This is a genomic window from Catenovulum agarivorans DS-2, from assembly GCF_000568405.1.
GTDB lineage: Bacteria > Pseudomonadota > Gammaproteobacteria > Enterobacterales > Alteromonadaceae > Catenovulum > Catenovulum agarivorans_A.
The window spans coordinates 1-898 of the sequence record NZ_ARZY01000099.1; the positions used below are offsets into that span (position 1 = coordinate 1).

Below are 898 nucleotides of genomic sequence, written 5' to 3' on the forward strand. Positions count from 1 at the left end.
GCCAGCCATTGCCTACTGCCGCTATGCTGATGACTTTATTGTTATCGTTAAAGGCACTAAAGCACAAGCGATGGCCATTCGTAACTTATGTCGGTCTTTCTTGGAAGACAAGCTGAAGTTGACGCTAAATATGGAGAAAACACATATTACCCATGTTAACGACGGGTTTGTATTTCTTGGACATCGTATTATTAGAAAACGAGGTCCAAGAGGCAATATGCGTGTTGTAACGGGTATTCCTCATAGTAAAGCTAAAGCGTTTTCACACTCGCTTAGTAAAGCTTTATCGGGCGATTACTCTTGTAGCAAAATCGATAAACTTGAGCACATTAGCCGTAAACTAAAAGGTTGGGCACAGTTCTACCGCCATACCCACTTTACAGCTAAAGTGTACAACAAAATCGATCGGATCGTATTCTGGAAATTTGCAAAATGGCTAGCTAGGAAATATCGCTGTTCCATTAAATCATTAATGATGACATGGATACGACGACCAACGCCTAGCAAAGCTAAGACTTGGGTGGTTTATGGTAAGTCAAATAACGGTATTGTATGCGGGGCAACACTATTTCGTTTAGTGAGCAGCCCTAAAATGCCATTCAGATGGCGACTACCTGAAACTAACCCTTACATTAGGCGAGAAGAAAGAAACACGATCACCTCGCGCTACAACGATGTTGCTATGGCTGTCAGCCAACATTAAATGGAGAGCCGGATGCGCTGAAAGGTGCACGTCCGGTTCGGTGAGGAGAGGCTGAGAAATAGTTCGACTACGCTTGGTCTCTTACTCTACTGAAAACTGGCGAAGGCTGGATGTACCTTGCTGTTGTAATGGATTTATATTCTCGTCGAATTGTTGGCTGGCATATTGATAAACGTATGACGACTGATTTAGTTA

General features: G+C 43.0%; 1 protein-coding gene and 1 pseudogene. Both read left to right on the forward strand.

What is annotated here, in order from left to right:
• On the forward strand, positions 1-703 hold a 703-nt coding region (locus tag DS2_RS19365; protein ID WP_035016736.1), incomplete at its 5' end, for a reverse transcriptase domain-containing protein.
• Positions 704-783: 80 nt separating this feature from the next.
• Positions 784-898 (forward strand): annotated as a pseudogene (locus tag DS2_RS20505) (DDE-type integrase/transposase/recombinase); the annotation flags it as partial.